Here is a 19,755-nt window from a genome sequence, read left to right as displayed (position 1 = left end):
TCGAAGACTGCGCACAAATCAAAAAAGGATGCGCCCCATGACCACACCCCATCGTACAGCAGTAATCGGGCTCGGCTCCATGGGATACGGGATTGCGCAATCCTGTCTGGCGGCCGGGCACATGACCTTTGGCTATGACATCAACCCGGATCAAGCCGCGCGCTTCGTTACCGAAGGCGGCACGCCCGGGGCGCTTAGAGACGTGGCGGGCACATTGGATGCTGTAATTGTGGTCGTTCTGAATGCCGCACAAACAGAAAACGTGCTGTTTGGCGCAGACGGCGTTGTACCGCATATGCGCGCGGGGTCGGTTGTGATGGCCTGCGCCACTGTTCCGCCAGAGTTTGCGCGCCAGATGGAGGCCCGTTGCGGCGAGGTCGGCGTCCACTATCTTGACGCACCCATCTCGGGCGGTTCGATCAAAGCGGCGGAAGGCGCGCTGTCGGTGATGGCCTCTGGCACGCCCGAAGCCTTCGCCGCAGCCGACCACGTGCTCAAGGCCACGGCCACGACCGTGTTTGAGCTTGGCGATCACGCAGGCCCCGGATCAGCGATGAAGGCCGTGAACCAACTGCTCGCGGGCGTCCATATCGCAACCATGGCCGAGGCGTTGACCTTTGGCATGACACAAGGCGTCGACCCCGCTCAATTCGTCGAAGTGATCAGCAAATGTGCCGGGTCCAGCTGGATGCTGGAAAATCGCGCCCCCCACATCGTGGCAGGTGACTATACTCCGCATTCATCCGTGAACATCTGGCCCAAAGACCTTGGGATTGTTCTGGATATCGCAAAATCGGCCAGTTTCTCGGCTCCGATCACAGCCGCTGCGCTACAGCAATTCGTAGCCGCCGCCGGGATGGGATTGGGCGGCGAAGATGACGCGGCAGTGGCCAAAGTCTATGCCCGGAACGCCCAACTGACATTGCCCGGGGAAGAGACATGAAGTTTTCAGCCAATCTTGGGTTTCTCTGGGCGGATCGCCCATTGCCCGAGGCCATTCGTGCCGCGCACGCTGCCGGGTTCGACGCGGTCGAGTTGCACTGGCCGTATGAGACGCCGGCGCGGGACGTCAAAGCGGCACTCGACGCCACCGGCCTGCCCATCCTCGGCCTCAACACACGGCGTGGGGACGTGGCGGGCGGCGAAAACGGCCTTGCCGCTCTGCCCGGTCGCGAGGGCGAAGCGCGCGCCGCCATTGACGAAGCCATCGCCTATGCAGATGTCGTCGGTGCTGGTGCCATCCACGTCATGTGCGGCTTTGGTAAAGGCGATGAGGCACACGCGACATTTATCGAAAATCTGCGCTATGCCTGTGCGTCCACTCCGAAAACCATCCTGATCGAACCGCTCAACCGCCATGATGCACCGGGCTATTTCCTGTCCACCACCGACCAAGCGCGCGACATCATCGCCGAAGTTGGGGCGACCAACCTCAAGCTGATGTTTGATTGTTATCACGTTGGCCGGAACGAGGGCGACGTGACCACGCGGTTCACCGATTTGCGTGACATCATCGGACATATTCAGTTCGCGTCCGTCCCTGACCGTGGGGCGCCGGACCATGGTGAATTGAACTATGCCCATATCTTCGCATCCCTTGCGGACTGGTCTGGCCCGTTGGGTGCTGAATACAAACCGGGCGGCGATACGGACGCTACACTGGGGTGGCTGGCGCAGTTTCGCGGTTGATCCGCCCAATCGACAGCCAACTGAGCGCAATCATCAGCGCCGCCGTCCCAAGGCATAGGGGCAGCCCCCCGAACTGATATGTCAGGCCGGATAGCACCGTTCCGATCAAACGCCCGGCGGCGTTCGCCATGTAGTAAAACCCGACATCCATCGTCACCCGTTCCGCGCTGGTAAAGGCGAGGATCAGATAGGAATGCAGCGAAGAATTGAGGGCAAAGAGAACCCCAAAGATCAGCAGTCCCACAACAACCAAGGCAGTCAGCCAAACCGTTGGCCCGCCAGCGAAATACGCAGCAAGCGCCAATGCGGCAGGGACCACGAACAACGTGCCCACCCAGAACCGCGCACTGGCGGCAAGGTCAGCCTCACTGCGCGTCGAGCTGCGCAGGATGGCGGGCGCGCGCGCCTGTACAGCGCCATAGAGGATCACCCAAATCGCCATGAAGATACCAATCAGAAAGAATGCAGCGCGCTGACCCTCAGGGGTGCCATCGCTCAGGACCGCGTAAAAGTAGATCGGGATACCTACGACAAACCACACATCGCGCGCACCAAACAGAAACACGCGCGCAGCGCTCAACCAATTGATGCGCGGGTTTCTGGAAAACACCTCGTTGAATTTCGCATCTTTGCGCCCGCCCGGTAGACCTGGCGGCATCCGCAGCAACACAGTGACAAGGATTGCCCCCAAAACCGCCGCCATGCCCAAAACAGAAGGAACAAAGCCAAAAAGCGCCAGCGCCCCTGCCCCAAGCAAAAAGCCAAACCCTTTCACCGCATTCTTTGACCCTGTCAGCAGAGCAACCCAGCGGAACAACCCGTCCCCTTCAGGGGCCAGCAGTTTGACGGCAGACTTGGACGACATCTTGGCCAGATCCTTGGCCACACCAGAAAGCCCCTGCACCAACATCACAAAAACGACCGATGCGGCCACAGACCACGCCGGGTCCAGCTGCGTCAGCGCCAGCAGCGCCACAACCTGTAACGTCAGCCCTGCATAAAGGGTCGACGTCAACCCAAAGCGCGCGGCGATCCACCCCGCCGACAGGTTCGTCACCACACCCGCGATCTCATAAAGTACAAAGAGATAGGCAAGCTGCACCGGTGAAAAGCCAAGGCTGTTGAAGTGCAACAGCACCAACATCCTGAGCGCGCCATCCGTCAGCATGAACGCCCAATAGGCGGCCGTCACCGCAATATAGGCAGCAAAGCCCTTTGGACGATCCGTCACAAAGATGCGCCTACCATCTGCGCCACATCGACGAGGCGATGGGCATAGCCCCACTCGTTGTCATACCACGCATAGACCTTCACCTGCGTACCGTTCACCACCATGGTGGACGGCGCATCGACGATGCTGGAGCGTGGATCGTTTGTGTAATCTGTCGACACGAGGGGGCGCGTTTCATAGCCCAGAATGCCCGCAAGCGGACCATTGGCCGCTGCTTCGAACATCGCATTGACCTCTTCAACAGTCGTCTCCCGTTCCACCTCGAACACACAGTCGGTGAGCGAGGCATTGAGCAGTGGAACACGCACCGCGTGCCCGTTCAGCTTGCCCACGAGGTCCGGGTAGATCAGCGTGATGGCCGTGGCTGACCCCGTGGTCGTCGGGATCATCGAATTCAGAGCGGACCGCGCACGCCGCCAATCTTTGGCGGGTCGGTCCACAATGGTCTGCGTGTTGGTCACATCGTGGATCGTGGTGATCGACCCATGCTTGATGCCCAACCCCTCATGAATGACTTTAACCACAGGGGCTAAGCAATTGGTTGTGCAGGATGCCGCCGTCACAATGGGCTGCCCGGTATAGGCCGAATTGTTGACGCCATAGACGATATTGGCCGTCTCACCATCCTTGACCGGGGCGGATACGATGACCTTTTTGACACCTGCTTGAAAATATGGAGCCAGCTTGGCCTCGGTCTTGAACACGCCCGTACAGTCGATGACCACATCCACGCCGTCCAGTGGCAGTTCTTCGATCGAGCGCACACCAAGAGCCGGGATCACGGTGCCGTCGATTGTGATGCTGTTCTCGTCCGCGCTGAACTGCGCGGGCCAGCGCCCGTGAACCGTATCGAATTCGAGCAAATGCGCATGCATCGCCGGATCACCCACCGCGTCGTTCACAAAGGCAATGTCGCAGCCGCGTTCCAGCAGCGGGCGCAAGGCCAGTTTTCCGATCCGGCCAAGGCCATTCAGGGCGTATGTCGTCATGTGGTTTCCTTGTTGCGGCCGATCTCGTCGACTTTGTGTTGGAGGGAGGCGCGGGTCAGCGTTTCCAGTGGCAGGGCCGAGAAGGCGATGATGCGATTACGCATGGCGCCAAAGGTCTGTTGGAAGGCAAGGCGCTTTTCTGCGTCCGTGCCTGTGGCCTTCACCGGGTCAGGCAGGCCCCAGTGGGCCGAAATGGGCTGTCCGTGCAAGGCCGGGCATTCCTCGTTTGCGGCTTGATCACAGACGGTGAACACGAAATCCATCACTGGTGCGTCCTCGCCTTGAAACTCCGCAATGTTCTTGGCGCGCAGAGCGGCGATATCGAGCCCCTTCTGGTCCAGCATCTCAACCGCGAATGGGTTGAGTTCCGATTGCGGTTTTGTGCCGGCAGAACAAACGTTGAACCGGGCGCCTGCCTCATGGCGCATGATGGCCTCGGCAAAGATCGAACGGGCAGAGTTACCAGTGCAGATGAACAGAACGTTTTGCTTGGCGTCAGAGATGGGCGTGCTTTCTTTGAATGGGTCCACCAAACCGGGCGGGCACAGATCCGGCCGCCCGTTGCAACACTCATCGAACACCTGAGCAACCATGGTCCGGGCCCCTTGCATATCGACACTATAGCGCAGCGATGTGCCCGCTCGGTCCTGTCGGATCAATCCGGCACCGGACAGGGCGGCGAGGTAGACAGAGGTGGTCGATGCTTTGAACCCAAGGACGACTGAAATCTCGCCCGCAGGCAACGCATCGGGATAACGTCGCATCAACAGGCGAAACACATCCATCCGTGGCGCGTGGGCAAGGGTCGAGAGTTGGTCAAGCAGCATGGGCGGCTATATTTCATGATTTCATGAAATATATATGACAGGTGGCACGATCCCACAATTGGTTTAGATATTGTGACGCAAAATCCCAGAGGCGGAAACGTTTTCTCCATCTATTTCAACATCTTTAGTCGAGTAGTTAAACCAGAAAATTTCTGAGCCGGTCGCGCGCCGCCGCAGCCCGTCGGGCATTTCGCGCACGGCGAGGTTGGGTGCCGTCGCGCGGATTACACGTTGATGCATCGCATCATCCCCCCAACCCGCAACATAGGTCACACCTGCATCACATCGCACCGCCGCAGGTGCGCCATCTGCGGTTTGAATGACCACTTCGCCACCGCCTGTGATCTGCTCGAAGTACCCGATCACTTGCCCGCCTCCATCGATATCAATGGGCATATCCGGGCGGATCGACTGGACACGTGACACCGCCAAATCACTTCCCGGCCACGCGGGCGGCAAGGGCGTCGGTATGCAGAAATGCGTATCGCGCGCCGCGCTGCGCGGGCCTAAAATCACCTCTGCCTTTGCTTGGCCGAGTGCCGATTTCAGGTCGTCGGGCATATGCATCATGCCCGGCGCCAGAACGAGGGCGTAGCCTTCAAAGTCGCGCGTGGTCGGCAGCAGGATGTCGACCGACAGACCCAACTTGCGACAGGCGCGGTACCAGTCAAACACGAGCCCAAAGTAGCTCAGATCCGCCCCGTGGGGCTGTACCGTCCACATCGCGTCGGCATCGTAGTCAAACATGATGGCTACGGGGGCTTGGGCCGGACTGACATCCGGCGATTGTGCCAATTCCTCCATCACCTGCGCGGCCTCGCCAAAGGCTTCAGCCTCAACTGAATCGGGGCGCAGCAGGCCCGCATGCATCTGCTCTTGCGCAAAGGGCGCCTGCCGCCAGCGGAAATAACACACCGCTTCGGCCCCATGGGCAAAGGCCTCCCACGTCCACAGGCGCACCATGCCGGGCAAAGGCGCCGGGTTATAGGGGGCCCAGTTCACAGGCCCCGGTTGCTGCTCCATCACCCACCAACGGCCATCTTTGCCCACCGCACGGTAAAGGTCGTGGTGAAACGCCTGAAAATCCGGATCGCCCTGCCGCGCATAGGCGCGCTTGTGTGCATCAGACATGCCAGACCGATCTTCGAGGAACCCCAACGGATAACTGTCCCAGGATGCGATATCGAGATCCGCCCCGACCTTGAAGTGATCAAAATCGGTGGTCCGGCCCATGTAGTTATGGGCAATCGGCGCGTCCGAACAAGCGCGGATGATATCCACCTGCGCGCGGTTGAACGCCACGACCTGATCCGAAGAAAAACGACGAAATGCATGGGCGTGGGCTGGATTTACCTCAGTCACGGTCAGGTTCGGCAGGCCGATCTGGTCAAAATCATCATAGTCCATCGACCAAAATACATTGCCCCACGCCGCATTCAGTGCGTCGATGTCACCGTCATTGCCGCGATAAGATGCAGGGCCCGGAAACTGCACACGCAACCAATCCTGAAACGCCCGCTTTGCACACTCTGAATAGCTAAGCGTTGTATCATGACAGCTATACTCATTGTCCGTTTGCCATGCGGCAACATATGGGTTTTTTCCATAACGTTCAGCAAGTTGCGCGACGATCCTGCGGCATTCTTCCAAGTACCCGCTGTGGGAAAAGCAGTAGTGGCGGCGCGATCCGTAGCCGCGCACACGGCCATCCGCATCCACCGGCAGCATGTCCGGATGCTTGGCCGCAACCCACGCAGGCGGTGTCGCGGTGGGGGTGCCCAGTACAACCTTCAGTCCTGCCGCCCCGAGGGTCTCGATTGCGCGGTCCAGCCAGTCAAAGTCATATGCGCCTTCAACCGGCTCCATCCGTTTCCAAGCGAATTCGCCGATGCGCACCCATGTCAGACCAAGGGTGGCCATGCGCGCGGCGTCTTCTGCCCACTGCGCTTCGGGCCAGTGTTCGGGGTAGTAACAAACGCCAAGCGTGCGTTTCATAAGATCACCTGATGTTCTTGCTGGCCCATAACGCCCGCATCAATGGAAAAGGTCATGCCGCCCTGCCCCTCGTCCACACCGTTCGCGGCAGTGGTGACGAACAGTGTTGTGCCCTCTGGCCCGCCAAATGCCGGACAGGTGGCTTGCGACGCGGGCACCAAGATGCTCCGTTTAAAAACGCCATCAGCGCCGTAGCAGGCCACACGCCCGGCACCCCACTGCGCGTTCCACAGGTTGCCGTCCGCGTCGACAACGGCACCGTCCGGATTCAGACCGTCAGCGCGCAAGTCAACAAACACCTCAGGCTCTCCCTTTGGCCAGCCGTCAGTATCCAGCGCAACCTTTTGAATGCGTTGCGAAAACGTATCCGCAAAATAGGCTGTGCCGCCATCTGGTGCAAAACAGATCGCATTGGAAATCGTGATCCGGTCAAACAACTTGCGCGGCTCCCCCCGGTAATAGCGATAAATCGCGCCCGCATGGGCCTCGGCCTTTATGCCCATCGTACCAATCCAGAACCCACCCTGCGGGTCTGCACGGCCATCGTTGGAGCGGGTCGATGGATCGTCTGCCTCAAGAGGCACAACCAATTCGCGCGCGCCGCTGGAAATATCAAACCGCCACAACCCGCTGGCAGAGGCGATCAGCAGCGTGTCATCATCCACCCAACCGGCAGCAGAAACGTATTCGTCAAAAGACCAGCTGTGGCGGGTAGCGCCCTTACAATGCAGGGTTTTGTCCAAAATATCGAACCAGAACAGCGCTTTGCGTGTTGGATGCCAAAGCGGGCCTTCGCCCAGACGGCACGGGTGCGTGGCAAAGACGTCCATCAGACGCTCGCGTCGTATGCCGCAACCATATCTGCCGCGCGTGCGGCAACATCCGCCACCGACATGCCCGGCTTGTAAAGGGCCGACCCGATGCCAAACCCGGTGATCCCGGCGGCAAACCAGTCGGCAAAATCCGCAGGCCCAACACCCCCGACCGCATAGGTCTTGGTGCCTTTGGGCAGCACGGCGCCGATGGCCTTGAGCCCCTCAACACCCAACAGTGATGCAGGAAAAAGTTTCAATCCGTCCGCCCCGGCCTGCAACGCAGCAAAACACTCGGTCGGCGTCATCACGCCGGGAAACGACAGCATCCCCGCCTGTTTCGTCGCCACGATGATCGAGGCATTTGCGTCCGGAGACACGACCATATGCGCGCCCATTTTGTAGAGCTTTTCGACATCGCGCACATCCAGAACCGTGCCCGCCCCGATCATCGCATCGCCGCCATGCGACAGCAACATTTTCGAAATGCTGTCAAAGGGTTGCGGGGAGTTCAGCGGCACTTCGATCCGGGTGATCCCAGCCTCGACCAGCGCATCGGCCACGGGCCCCGCTTCATCCGGGGTGATCCCACGCAGGATGGCAATAATCTCTCGGCTCATGCGGCCTCTCCATAAATCTGGGTCCAGGCGGCGGTCAGGCCTGCCAATGTCATGTCCTCTACGCCCGCGCTGTGACACGGCACCGATTGCATGGCCAGCGCATCAGCATAGGCGCGCGACAGGGACTCGGCCCCAATCAATGCCACTTGCTGGCCCAACCAATAGGGACGCATCGCCGCCAGTTCCGCACCGATCAGCAGCCCCGACAAACGCGCCCGCGCCGCATCCGGGTTCAATCCGTCCAACAGCCCTTCGGCCCTGAGCGAAAACAGGGACGCAGCCAAACCTTCGGGGCGCGACAACGCCTGACTGACACCAGAGGCAAAGCTTGCCGCGTCCCACCCCTTGCCCACCGAGTGGCGCAAGACCGACTGTGTAGAGAGCAGCGCAAACATCTCGCCAGTCATCGCTGTGCGAAAACTCACGATCTCGCCGGCGCTGATATGGACCCATTTGGTGTGCGTGCCGGGCAGGCAGATAACTCCGTCAAAACCGGGGTTTGTCGCCAGATATCCTGCGATCTGCGTCTCTTCTCCGCGCATTACGTCTGCCGGTTTGGTCTGTTTCACACCCGGCAAAATACGGACATCAACACCCGGCACCTGCACCGCCTCACCTGCACCGGGCGGAGAACACGGGGCCGTCGCATAGGGCGCCTCGGCCCAGCCCTGACGCGATCCCACCATGCCACAGGCAAGAACCGGCGCCGGCAGCGCGTCACCGACAAGTGCGCGCAAGGCAGGTTCGAAACCCGACCGGTCCAACGCGCCCATGCCCGCATCTGACTGCCGTCTTTCCACGACGGTTCCATCCCCGCGCATCAACCACGCGCGCAGATGCGACGTGCCCCAATCAACCGCAATCCACGACGCTCCACTCATCAGCCCGTCACCGCCACGCCGCCATCAACCACAACCGCCTGTCCCGTCATCATACGGCTTGCGTCTGAGGCCATGAACAAAACCGCCCCAACAATATCGCGCGGCTCCAGATGTTCCTTGAGGCACTGGCGTTCCATATGGGCCTCTAACCCCTCGGGCGTGGCCCACATATCCAGCTGTTTCTGCGTCAGCACCCACCCCGGGGCCAGCGCGTTCACACGGATCTTATCTGGGCCAAACTCGCGCGCGAGGCTGCGGGTCATGCCGTTGATCGCGGAATTGGCGCCTGTATAAAGCGGATAGCCTGCGTTCCCCATCATGTAACTGATCGAGGAAAAGTTGATGATCGACCCGCCGCCAGCAGCCTGCATGCCCGGCATAACCGCCTGACAGGCAAAGAAGTAAGCCTTGAGGTTGATCGCAATCATCCAGTCAAAGAAATCGCTATCGACTTCGGCAGTCGTATGGCGCTTGTCGTTGGCGGCGTTGTTCACCAGCGTCGTCACTGTTCCGTGCGCGGCGGCGGCCTGCGCGATACACGCCTTTAACGCGGCATCATCTGTGATGTCACAAGGCATGAACAATGGGCGGTTGCCATACTTCTCTTCCATCTCGTCGCAAAAGGCGGTCGCGTCCGAACGTTGGACAAAAGCGACCTTGGCGCCCTGCTCCAGAAACCCTTCGGTCAAAGAGGCCCCGATGCCGGACCCGCCCCCGGTGATGAACACCGAAGCGCCCGCAAGATCGTGGAATGTGACTGTCTCTTTCATCTCGATACTCTCTTTTGTGCGAGGCTCAGGCCAGATCGCCTTTGATCACCCACATTCGTTCAGGAAAACTCCACGGCAGCGTCAGGCCATGGTACATCAAATAGGCGCCGCTCACCACAAAGGGGCCCGCTTTCAGCGCATTCGCCCCGCGCGACAGATGGCCCACATCGGCACGATTGATCAACTCGACACGGTACTTAGCCTCAGGGCTCAGGCGCGTCAGGCGCAAGGGGCGCGGCGCGATTTGGTCAGATGTCGCGGCCTTGCCCGCAAAGACAACAAACTGCCCGCCGCCCTCTTCTAGGTGTTGTTCGGCCATCACGGCCGGGTCGGCACTGTCCAATCGCAAAATGTCTGCGCCATTCATCCATTCGCGGTTGGCCTTCCACCACGCGGTGACGTCGCGCAGAACGTCCGCCTCTTCGTCTGTCAACTCACGCGGGTCCATCTCGAACCCCATATGGCGCTGTGCAGCAACCCAAGCGCGGAACCTGATATCCAGCGTGCGACCTGATGTGTGACACATACGCGGTCCTACATGGCTACCTGTTACAGCCATCGGTAGGAAAATCGAGGCGTTGTGCTGGATGCGCAATCGCTCCACGGCGTCGTTGCTGTCGCTCAGCCAAACGCGCTGTGTCCGCTCCATGATGCCAAAGTCAATCCGGCCCCCACCCGAGGCGCAGCTTTCAATCTCCACATGCGGAAACTCACGCCGCAATCTGTCCAGCAGCGCATAAGACCCCCGCGTTTGCGCAGCATCCGGCATGGGCAGAACGCGATTGTGGTCCCATTTGATGTATTCAATGTCGTGGCGGGACAGGATGTCGCTAATGCGTGAAAACAGGAACGACTGCACATCCGGACGGGCCATATCCAGCGCCATTTGCTGACGGCCCATGATCTGATCCTCGCCGCCAAGCGCCCAGTCGGGATGGGCGCGGAAGATGTCGGAATTCGGGTTGATCATCTCTGGTTCGAACCAGATGCCGAAGGTCATGCCCAGCGATTTCACATGGTCGATCAAGGGAGTCAGACCGTCAGGGTACTTCCTCGGGTCGACCTCCCAGTCGCTGAGCGCCTGCGTGTCATCATCGCGACTGCCAAACCAGCCATCGTCCAGCACAAACCGTTCCGCCCCCAGCGCCACAGCGCGCTCCGCGATGTCCTTCAACTCACTGAGGTTGTGGTTGAAATAGACGGCCTCCCAGCAATTGTAGTGTACGGGACGCGGCGTGTTCGGCCTTGGGAACGTCACCACGCGATCACGCAAATGGCGTTGGAACGCAACAGCGCACCCATTCAGCCCGTCGTCGGAGAACACTGCATAAAGCTTGCCCGTGGCAAATCGGGTCTGTGCCTGCCCTTCCATCCGGGCCGCGTGCCCAAATTGGATTTGGCGGCGACCATCCGGCAGCTCTTCGGCCACCATTCGGTGCCCGCCCGACCATCCATAATGGAACGCATAGGCCTGCCCGGTCGCATTGCTTGCGCCGCGCACCGGTACGATCAGCCCCGGAAAGTGCTCATGCCCGGTGCGCCCAGTGCGGTTTTCGCGATAGCGAATGCCGGGGGACCACGGCGTGCGGTTCATCTGAAACTCGCCACACCAACGGCCTGCGAAATCAATCATCTCGTCACTGAGCTGTGGTGCCGGAAACACAGGTGCAGCCAACCAATGCAAATGCATGGGCTGATCGGCTTCCAACTCGGCACTCGCCTCAATGATGTGTGTCACCGGATCAATGGCAAAGCGGGCGCGGTAGGTCAGCACACGGGACTGATCCATGTAGGTCAGGATCAGAACATTCTCGCCCACATCCGCCCGCTCAAGACAGAACTTGGGCAGAAACGGTGTGCCGTCGCCATTGCGAATGATCAGCCCCGGCTGGCCGGGAAAGGACCGTGTCGCCTCGGGGCAGATGCTCAGTTCCGGGTTCACGTCAAGCATGCCGCCCGTCACATCAAGCGAATAGGCCTCATAGAGGGTGGCTAGGTCTTCGCTCTCCGGCAGGCTTGGCCCCCAATAGACGACCTCTGCCAACCGGCCACGATCGGACCCCAAGACCAATGTCTGGCGCCCATCGTCCAGCCGCCAGCATGCGCTCACTTCACGGCACCCATGGTCAGGCCTGAAATGAAGTGCTTCTGCATCAGGAAGAAGCACGCAACCGGTGGAATCGCCGCCAACAGGGACGCCGCAGACACCAGATGCCAGTTGTTCACAAATTGCCCGTTCAACGCACGCACTCCGGCGGTGATCGGCTTGGCCGCCTCGCCTTGGGTCAGCACGTTGGCCCAGAAAAAGTCGTTCCACACGAACGTAAAGATCAGCACCGCCAGCGCCGCAATCGCAGGACGCACAAGTGGCAGGATCACATACCAGAAAATCTTCCACTCCGCGATGCCCTCGATCCGCGCGGATTCGACCAAATCAAAGGGCAACGCCTTGATGAAATTGCGCATAAACAGCGTACAAAAGCCTGTCTGGAAAGCCGCATGGAACAGGAACTGACCCGCGATGGTGTCATAAAGACCCGTCTGCACAGACATATCCCGCACCGGGACCATCAGGATCTGAAACGGGATAAAGTTACCGGCCACGAACAAAAAGAACAGCGGCAGCGCGACCCGGAATTTGTAGATTGCCAGCGCATAGCCAGCAAGGCAGGCCAGAGCGACCGAGATCGCGACCGTGGGCACGGTGATCAGCACCGAATTCCACATGTACTGGGCGGCGGCGGATTGGGTAAAGACTGCCGTGTAATTGTCGATCAACGCAAACTCGGACGGCCAGCCAAACACGTTGCCCGAGTTGATATCTTTGGCCGACCGGATCGAGGTCAGGAAAATGGCCAAAAGCGGCAACAACCAAAGGATCAGCGCAACGGGCAAAAACGCCTGATAGCCATAGCGGACTGGGGCTGAGGATTGTTCAATCGGACGCGGAAACATCAGCGCAACCCCTTTTCGTCTTGGTACATTTGCCACAGGAAATAGCTGATGAAGATCAACATGATACCGAACAGAACAGTAGCAACAGAGGACCCATAGCCATAGCGTTCGCCGTATTCGGAAATGGCCACTTCATACATGTAATGCGACAGCACGTTGGTTGACCCAAACGGCCCCCCCTGGGTCATGATCGCGATCATATCGAAAGATCGCAGCGCCCCAATCACTGTCACAACAATGGCGATGAAGGTGGCAGGTTTCAGTTGTGGCACAACCACATACCACAGCATCTTCCAGCCCTTGGCGCCATCCAGCCGCGCGGCCTCGATCTGATCAGCGGACACGTTGTTGAGGCCTGTCAGGTACAGGATCATGCAATAGGCAATCTGGGGCCACAGACCCGCGGCAATGATGCCGTAGGTCGCCCATTCGGGGCTCGACAGGATATCCGGTACGGGGCGGGCGCAGGTGAAAGTCGCATTGCCAAGGATGTTGACCGTCTCTTCGCAGAACATCGCCTTCCAAACTGTGCCAACAACCCCAAAATCCGGGTTGTAGAACCAGCCAAAGATCAGACCAACGACAACTTGAGAAATCACGAAGGGAAAGAAGAACATCGACTTGTAAAACCGCATGCCCGTCACCGTTTGGTTCAGGAACAACGCAATGAACAGGCCCAGCGGCACGGCCAACATGTAAAGGATCAGCCACGCGAGGTTGTTGCGCAGCGAGGTCCAGAAGTTCGGATCGTCCCACAGCTTGGCGTAGTTTTGGAAACCAACCCACGTGGCCGTGCTTTCTCCGTCCGCTGTGTACAGGCCGTTCCACTCATAAAGGCTCAGCCAAAGGCTTTGGAAAATCGGGATCACCACGTAAATGGCGAAAAAGATCAGCGCCGGGATCAAGAATATCCACGGGGCCACCGCCAGCTTGTTGCGCTTCAGCCAACTTGGCCGATCTGGCACAGAGGAATTGGGGGCAACGGCGTGGGTCATGACGGACTCCTGCTGTGGTATCGGGGTCGCCCAATCGGGCGCAGATCAACCCTTTGAAAACGCTAAAACCTAGCACTTACAATGTGTTGATGGGAAAAGTGTGGGGCGGGCGCAATCGCCCGCCCCACCTGTTGCTTACTTGTAGACTTCTTCCTGAACCGTATCGAGGCGCTCAAGGATCGCGTCCATTTTGGACGTGTCCAGCATGAACTCCTGGAAGCCTTCCATGCCCGCTTTGGCCATTTCGGCAGGTGCGTCACGGTCATAGAATTGTGCCAGACCAGCAGCACCGTTCAGCAGGGCAAACCCTTCCTGGATGAACTTGTCATCGGAAATGTCGGCCTTGGAGTTGATGGGCAGCTGACCGATGGTCTTGTTCCACTGGGTCTGCACATCGGGGCGCGCAACGAAGGCCAGGAACTTCTTGGCATCTTCGACGTTCTTTGCGTTGGTCGGGATAAAGAACGCGTCCGCAGGCGCTTCTTCGGCACCGGGGATGGACGCATCGATGGTTGGGAACGGCATGAAGTCGATCTGATCTTCGGTCAGACCAGCGTTCTTGTAGCCATCAACCGAGAAGTTGCCCATCACGTACATCGCGGCATCGCCATTGGCGAAAGGTGCGATGGCGTCCTGCCAGCTCATGGAGGCGTGGTTGTCCACAAACCCACATTCGTTGATCAGCGTTTCCCAGTTGGTGAACGTCGCCTTGATACGTGGATCGGTGTACTTGATCTCACCAGCTGTCAGCGCGTTGTGCACGTCATAGCCGTTGGTGCGCAGGTTCAGATAGTCGAACACGCCCGCAGCCGTCCAAAGGAACTTGGTCCCGATGGTGAAAGGCGTCACGCCATTTGCTTTCATCTTGCCACAAGCTGCCAGCAACTCGTCCCAAGTCTGGGGCTCTTCCAGCTCCAGCAAGTCAAAGATGTCTTTGCGGTAGTAGATACCCCACTGGTAGTAGCTGTAAGGTACACCCCAGATTTTGCCGTCACGCGACATGGTCGGCATGATCGCTGCAAGGTCTTCTTTGAAGCCGTTTTCTTCCCACACATCATCGATGGGCTGGAACAGGCCAGCGTCTACGAAGGGTGCCATACGGTTGCCGGGATACCAGCTGGTGACGTCAGGCGCGTCAGCGGTCAAAAAGTTGCGGATCGCTGTTTTGTGCGCTTCGCGGTCGTTGTTGTTGACGATCACGTTGATGTCGGGGTTTTCCTTTTGGAAAAGAGCGACAGCATCATCAAAGCCCTTTTTGGGGCCTGGGTTGAGGTCATCAAAGTTGATGACCAAGTCGCGCGCGAACGCACCGCCTGCCATAGCAGACAGAGCAATAGCCGCCACAGCGGTTTTCACATTCAGGAACATGGTTTCCTCCCTTAGTTCCGTTTCTCCCGTGCCGGACCTTGTATCATTGGCCCGCAAACAGAAAGTCAGATTTCTTTTGACTTAAAGTCTCTCTTCATGGAAGTTCCACATAGTGAAACTGAATTCCAACTATTGGAACTATGCGGTGACATGTTCGGCAGGTCAACAGATTCCTGCAGAGCGGTTTGGGAGGACCACGATGAACAGCGCAGCGCCCCGCTCGGGGGACGGAACGATCGGCAAGGCACTTGAGGTGCTGGATCTGGTCGCACAAGCCGAACGGCCTGTGCGGTTTTCCGAATTGCTCGCGATGTCGCCCCATCCCAAGGCGACGCTCTACCGGTTGGTCCAGACTCTGACCAATCTCGGAATGCTGCGGTATGACGTCGATCGCCAGACCTATGCGCCCGGTTTGCGCCTTGTTACATTGGCCCATGCGGCATGGCGGCAAAGCTCACTCGCCCCCATTGCGCGGCCCTACATCGACACCCTCAGCGAAACGGTTGGTGAAACAGTTCACCTTGCGCAACTGGATGGCGGACAGGTGCTATACGTAGACAAACGCAACGCCGCTGACCCGATCGAGATGTTTTCCCAAGCCGGCAAAGTCGGCCCTGGCTATTGCACTGGCGTGGGCAAAGCGATGATCGCATTTCTAAGCGATGAGGCCCGCGAAACGGCACTGTCCCAACAGGCGTGGTTCGCCCACACCGCCCATACACACACCACGCCCGAAAGCCTGTCAGCGGAAATGGAGACGATTCGCCGTCAGGGAATCGCCTATGACCGCGAAGAGCACGAGCCCGGCATTATCTGTATCGCGGCCCCTATTCTGTCTGAAACGGGCCGCTCCATCGGTGCGCTCAGCGTGACAACATCCACCGCACGCAAATCGCTGGACGATCTGTCCCAGCTTGCGCCGCACCTGCAATCAACCGCGCGCGACATCGCGCAGGCCGCTGCCAACTGGCAGTTTCCAAGCGAATAACAATCCATTCAAGGGGGAGAGACACATGTCCGGTGTGACACTGAACAAAGCCATAAAACGGTACGGCGCGACCCAAGTGATCCACGGCGTCGACCTGACCATCGACGACGGCGAATTTTGCGTCTTTGTCGGCCCATCGGGCTGCGGCAAATCCACTCTCTTGCGGATGATTGCAGGCCTCGAAGAAACCTCTGACGGCCAAATCAACATCGGTGCACGAGATGTGACCCACATGGACCCGGCCGCGCGCGGCGTGGCGATGGTTTTCCAGACCTACGCGCTCTATCCGCATATGACGGTCAAAGAAAACATGGGCTTTGGGCTCAAGATGAACAACGTCCCCAAGGACGAGATTGACCGCAAAGTGGGTGAAGCCAGCAAGATCCTCAAGCTGGACGAATACCTTGATCGCAAGCCCAAGGCCCTGTCTGGCGGGCAACGCCAGCGCGTCGCGATCGGGCGTTCCATCGTCCGTGGTCCAGAGGTTTTCCTGTTCGATGAACCCCTGTCGAACCTTGATGCCGAACTGCGGGTGGACATGCGGGTCGAAATTGCGCGCCTTCACAAGGAACTCGGCACCACCATGATCTACGTCACCCACGATCAGGTCGAGGCGATGACGCTGGCCGACAAAATCGTGGTGCTGCGTGCAGGCTACATCGAACAGGTCGGCAGCCCGATGGATCTGTATCAGGACCCCGACAACAAGTTCGTCGCCGGCTTTATCGGCTCGCCCGCGATGAATTTCGTCAACGGCGTGGCACAGGACGGCGCAGTTGCTGTCCCTGCCCTGTCTGACGCGGTGATCCCGACATCCGTGGCGTTGCCCACCGCCGGATCGCCGGTCATCGTCGGCGTGCGCCCGCAAGACATGGAACTCAAAGCAGAAGCCTCACCGATTCAGCTGGACATCCGGGAACGGCTTGGCGGCGTCGCCTATGACTACCTCACCACGCCGACAGGCGAACGGTTGGTGGTCGAAAGCCGAGGCGACATGGCGATGGAGGAAGGGACCGAAGTCACAGTCACCTTTGATCCAACCCGCGCAATGTTCTTTGACGCCCAAAGCGAGGCGCGACTGCGCTAGACCCAAGCCCACAGAGCGTCGCTCTCAGACCGCCCGTGCTCCGGCACGGGCGGTTTTTTTGTCCACAAAAGGGCTTGTGGATATCTGTTTTTCCAGCGTGGGATTAAAAGGCTAAATTTGTCGATAAAGTGAAATTTTTTGACGATTTTTTGCGGAAAATCTCCACATATGGACCGAATACAGCAAAAATAAACACCCGATTCCACGCAGAAAACCTGTGCATGAAAAGTTATCCACACACACTCTGCCACGAAGCGATACTTCAAGAGTCCCGCTTAACAACTTATAATTAATGAAAAGTTAACCTTGCTGTCGCAAGTACTCCATGATCGCCGGGCGGACGTTCATTTCGCCGCGATGGCGCGCATCAGCAATCACCTTGCGGACCTCCGCCAGATTGGACCGACGCAGCAGGGATTTGACAGGCCCGACAGAGGCCGGGCGCATGGAAAGGTTGCGCAAGCCAATGGCCGCAAGGCACAGCGCCTCAACCGGGCGCCCAGCATCCTCGCCGCAGAATGATAAAGGAGTGTCCGTGATCGCACAGCGCTCCACGATCCGCTCGATAAAGCTCAGAAAGGACACGTTCAGCGTATCATAGCGGCGCCGCACCCGTTCATTTTCACGGTCCGCCGCAAAGAAGAACTGCTTTAGATCGTTGCCACCAATGGACAAGAACCCAACCTCTTCAAAGAATTTCTGCGGCGCAAAGGCAAGGCTGGGCGTCTCCAGCATCGACCCAACTTCAACCTTTTCGGGCAGAACGTTGCCAAGCGTGCGCTCACGCTCAATCGCCTTGTCCATTAGCGCTTTGGCGCGGGTGTATTCCTCAAACTGCGCCACAAAGGGAAACATCACAGACAAAGGTCTGCCGTTTGCGGCACGCAACAAGGCCTGCAACTGCATCAGCATCACGCCGGGCTTGTCCAGACCAACACGGATCGCCCGCCAGCCAAGCGCAGGGTTCGGTTCGTCATTGGGCTTCATGTAAGGCAGCACCTTGTCCGACCCGATGTCGAGCGTGCGAAACACCACCTTTTTACCCCCAGCCGCATCCAGCACACGGGCATAAAGCGCGGAGAGTTCCGAACGTTTGGGCATCTTGTTGCGGATCAAAAACTGCAATTCAGTGCGAAACAGGCCAACGCCTTCAGCCCCGGACCCATCAAGCGACGGCAAGTCGGCCATCAGACCCGCATTCATATTCAACGAGATGACTTCACCACATAGTGTTTCAGCAGGTTTGTCGCGGATGGAGACATAGCGCTCAGCGGCAGCCGCCTGCATTGCCATCTTGTCACGAAACGCAGAAACCACCTGATCATCCGGGCGCAGATGCACAATCCCCTGTTCGCCGTCCACCAGCACATGATCGCCGTTCAACGCCTCTAACGTGGCGCGGTCCGCATGAACGATCAGCGGAATAGCCAGCGCACGCGCCACAATCGCCGCATGAGACCCGACAGACCCCGCCTCCAGCACGATTCCCTTCAGCGCCCGCCCATAATCAAGCAGTTCCGCAGGCCCAATATTGCGCGCCACAAGTATCGGATCAGGCGGCATGTCCGCGCCCGTATCCTTGCCCTGCCCCGTAAGAATACGCAGCAGTCGATTGGACAAATCGTCCAGATCGCTCAAACGCTCGCGCAGATAGTTGTCGCTCGCCTGGCCCATGCGGGCGCGGGCCAACGACTGCTCTTTTTCCACCGCCGCTTCGGCGCTGAGACCGTTGGCGATGTCCTCCTCCATCCGGCGCATCCACCCTTTGGAATTGGCAAACATCCGGTAGGCCTCAAGCACCTCGGCCTGTTCCTTGTCCGCACTTGCAAGGGCCAGCATTTTGTCGACACCGACACGCAGCTCCTCAACGCTGTCATGCAGCCGCTCTAGTTCTCGGTGGGGGTCGTCGGCAATGGGGTTGGTAACGACAACGCGGGGCTCATGCAGCCAGATATGGCCCTCAGCCACGCCTTCTTGTGCAATCGTGCCGCGCAGCATCACAGGTTGGCTGTGGCGCTTGCCCATTGCACTGCCTTCGCCAACGAAAGCGCCCAGCTCCGTCATCTCGGCCAGCACCATGGCGACCACTTCAAGGGCGTAAATCTCGTCCGCCGAATATTCCCGCGCATCCTTGGACTGAACCACCAGAACACCCAGCGCTTCGCCAAGCCGCTGCACAGGCACGCCAAGGAAACTGGAAAACACCTCTTCGCCCGTTTCCGGCATATAGCGGAAACCGCGGGCCGCGGGGGCATTGGCCGTATTAACGACTTCGCGACGGCGGGCCACACGACCAACAAGGCCCTCGCCCAGCCGCATCCGGGTCTGGTGCACGGATTCAGGGTTCAATCCTTCGGTGGCACAAAGCTCCAGCGTTTCTTCATCGCGAAACAGGTAGATCGAGCACACTTCAGTGCCGATACTGTCCGCAATCAAATGGGTGATCTTGTCCAGCCGCGCCTGCCCGGGGTCATCCCCGGCCATGGCATCGCGCAAGCGCCCCAAAAGTTTGCGGCTTTCTGTTTCCACCCGTTCGGACATTGGCCCA

17 protein-coding genes are annotated in these 19,755 nt (G+C 59.0%); 4 read left to right on the top strand and 13 right to left on the bottom strand.

What is annotated here, in order from left to right:
- The first annotated feature begins 37 nt into the window (after positions 1 to 37).
- Positions 38 to 943: an L-threonate dehydrogenase gene (gene ltnD / locus DHN60_RS15755; protein WP_108838328.1), complete on the top strand. Its 906-nt coding sequence runs from the start codon at positions 38 to 40 to the stop codon at positions 941 to 943.
- Complete coding sequence (locus DHN60_RS15750) at positions 940 to 1,689, top strand: hydroxypyruvate isomerase family protein (RefSeq protein ID WP_108838282.1); 750 nt, start codon at positions 940 to 942, stop codon at positions 1,687 to 1,689. The genes ltnD and DHN60_RS15750 overlap by 4 nt, the downstream gene beginning before the upstream one ends.
- On the opposite strand, the gene arsJ is transcribed toward DHN60_RS15750, so the two are convergent.
- The 12 genes from arsJ to DHN60_RS15690 all read right to left on the bottom strand — a co-directional run bounded on the left by arsJ (position 1,655) and on the right by DHN60_RS15690 (position 15,132).
- Entirely contained in the window at positions 1,655 to 2,920 is a 1,266-nt protein-coding gene (gene arsJ, locus DHN60_RS15745) for an organoarsenical effux MFS transporter ArsJ (RefSeq protein ID WP_108838281.1), read from the bottom strand. The genes DHN60_RS15750 and arsJ overlap by 35 nt on opposite strands.
- Positions 2,917 to 3,909, bottom strand: a complete 993-nt coding sequence (locus DHN60_RS15740; protein WP_108838280.1) for an ArsJ-associated glyceraldehyde-3-phosphate dehydrogenase — start codon at positions 3,907 to 3,909, stop codon at positions 2,917 to 2,919. The genes arsJ and DHN60_RS15740 overlap by 4 nt, the downstream gene beginning before the upstream one ends.
- Positions 3,906 to 4,736 (bottom strand): ArsR family transcriptional regulator, encoded by an 831-nt coding sequence (locus tag DHN60_RS15735; protein WP_234423662.1) that lies wholly within the window; start codon positions 4,734 to 4,736, stop codon positions 3,906 to 3,908. The genes DHN60_RS15740 and DHN60_RS15735 overlap by 4 nt, the downstream gene beginning before the upstream one ends.
- Before the next feature lie 63 nt (positions 4,737 to 4,799).
- Complete coding sequence (locus tag DHN60_RS15730; protein WP_108838279.1) at positions 4,800 to 6,731, bottom strand: beta-galactosidase; 1,932 nt, start codon at positions 6,729 to 6,731, stop codon at positions 4,800 to 4,802.
- On the bottom strand, positions 6,728 to 7,561 hold the full coding sequence (locus DHN60_RS15725; RefSeq protein WP_108838278.1) for an SMP-30/gluconolactonase/LRE family protein: 834 nt from the start codon (positions 7,559 to 7,561) through the stop codon (positions 6,728 to 6,730). Before DHN60_RS15725 ends, DHN60_RS15730 begins: the two co-directional genes overlap by 4 nt.
- Complete coding sequence (locus DHN60_RS15720) at positions 7,561 to 8,163, bottom strand: 2-dehydro-3-deoxy-6-phosphogalactonate aldolase (protein WP_108838277.1); 603 nt, start codon at positions 8,161 to 8,163, stop codon at positions 7,561 to 7,563. The genes DHN60_RS15725 and DHN60_RS15720 overlap by 1 nt, the downstream gene beginning before the upstream one ends.
- Complete coding sequence (locus DHN60_RS15715; protein ID WP_108838276.1) at positions 8,160 to 9,044, bottom strand: 2-dehydro-3-deoxygalactonokinase; 885 nt, start codon at positions 9,042 to 9,044, stop codon at positions 8,160 to 8,162. The genes DHN60_RS15720 and DHN60_RS15715 overlap by 4 nt, the downstream gene beginning before the upstream one ends.
- Positions 9,044 to 9,814 (bottom strand): SDR family NAD(P)-dependent oxidoreductase, encoded by a 771-nt coding sequence (locus DHN60_RS15710; protein ID WP_108838275.1) that lies wholly within the window; start codon positions 9,812 to 9,814, stop codon positions 9,044 to 9,046. The genes DHN60_RS15715 and DHN60_RS15710 overlap by 1 nt, the downstream gene beginning before the upstream one ends.
- A gap of 25 nt (positions 9,815 to 9,839) precedes the next feature.
- Positions 9,840 to 11,924, bottom strand: coding sequence for an alpha-galactosidase (locus tag DHN60_RS15705; protein WP_108838274.1), 2,085 nt, complete (start codon positions 11,922 to 11,924; stop codon positions 9,840 to 9,842).
- Positions 11,921 to 12,769 carry a carbohydrate ABC transporter permease gene (locus DHN60_RS15700; RefSeq protein WP_108838273.1) on the bottom strand — a complete coding sequence of 283 codons (849 nt, stop codon included), beginning with the start codon at positions 12,767 to 12,769 and terminating at the stop codon, positions 11,921 to 11,923. The genes DHN60_RS15705 and DHN60_RS15700 overlap by 4 nt, the downstream gene beginning before the upstream one ends.
- Positions 12,769 to 13,764 (bottom strand): carbohydrate ABC transporter permease, encoded by a 996-nt coding sequence (locus DHN60_RS15695; RefSeq protein ID WP_108838272.1) that lies wholly within the window; start codon positions 13,762 to 13,764, stop codon positions 12,769 to 12,771. Before DHN60_RS15695 ends, DHN60_RS15700 begins: the two co-directional genes overlap by 1 nt.
- Before the next feature lie 135 nt (positions 13,765 to 13,899).
- Positions 13,900 to 15,132: an ABC transporter substrate-binding protein gene (locus DHN60_RS15690; protein WP_108838326.1), complete on the bottom strand. Its 1,233-nt coding sequence runs from the start codon at positions 15,130 to 15,132 to the stop codon at positions 13,900 to 13,902.
- A gap of 199 nt (positions 15,133 to 15,331) precedes the next feature.
- Here DHN60_RS15690 and DHN60_RS15685 point away from each other — a divergent pair, with 199 nt between their 5' ends.
- A complete protein-coding gene (locus DHN60_RS15685) occupies positions 15,332 to 16,120 on the top strand; it encodes an IclR family transcriptional regulator (RefSeq protein ID WP_108838325.1) in 789 nt (262 codons plus the stop codon).
- Between the two features lie 25 nt (positions 16,121 to 16,145).
- Positions 16,146 to 17,207: an ABC transporter ATP-binding protein gene (locus DHN60_RS15680; protein WP_108838271.1), complete on the top strand. Its 1,062-nt coding sequence runs from the start codon at positions 16,146 to 16,148 to the stop codon at positions 17,205 to 17,207.
- Positions 17,208 to 17,507: 300 nt separating this feature from the next.
- On the opposite strand, the gene ptsP is transcribed toward DHN60_RS15680, so the two are convergent.
- Positions 17,508 to 19,748: a phosphoenolpyruvate--protein phosphotransferase gene (gene ptsP, locus DHN60_RS15675; protein ID WP_108838270.1), complete on the bottom strand. Its 2,241-nt coding sequence runs from the start codon at positions 19,746 to 19,748 to the stop codon at positions 17,508 to 17,510.
- Between the last annotated feature and the right edge of the window lie 7 nt (positions 19,749 to 19,755).

This window comes from Tateyamaria sp. Alg231-49, from assembly GCF_900143535.1.
Classification (GTDB): Bacteria; Pseudomonadota; Alphaproteobacteria; order Rhodobacterales; family Rhodobacteraceae; genus Tateyamaria.
This window is presented reverse-complemented; position numbering and strand designations above follow the sequence as displayed.